This window comes from Colwellia marinimaniae, from assembly GCF_002207865.1.
Classification (GTDB): domain Bacteria; phylum Pseudomonadota; class Gammaproteobacteria; order Enterobacterales; family Alteromonadaceae; genus Colwellia; species Colwellia marinimaniae.
Genome location: NZ_BDQM01000232.1, coordinates 1 through 277, shown reverse-complemented (window position 1 = coordinate 277; position 277 = coordinate 1). Strand labels below are relative to the sequence as shown.

General features: G+C 55.2%; 1 protein-coding gene. It reads left to right on the top strand.

Annotated elements, in window-relative coordinates; all coding sequences use genetic code 11:
- Window positions 1-277 (top strand): QueG-associated DUF1730 domain-containing protein (locus MTCD1_RS19055; RefSeq protein ID WP_143760171.1); only part of this gene is annotated, 277 nt, incomplete at both ends.

The following is a 277-nucleotide window of genomic DNA, read 5'->3' as shown; positions in this document are numbered from 1 at the left end:
ATGCGCGCCCGTCCACATGAGCTACACCCAGGCACCATCAGGGTCATCTCTGCCAGGATGAACTACCTGCCGCCGCAAGCTGGGTTCGCAACTAATCTCAAAGATCCCAACCTTGCCTATATCTCCCGCTACGCAGGTGGCCGGGACTATCACAAATTGATCCGTAATCGCCTCAAGAAGCTAGGCCAAATGATCCAGGCAGAACTCGATATCATCAACGCGGGTAAGACCAACTTTCGCCCCTTTGTGGACTCGGCGCCGATACTCGAAAGACCCC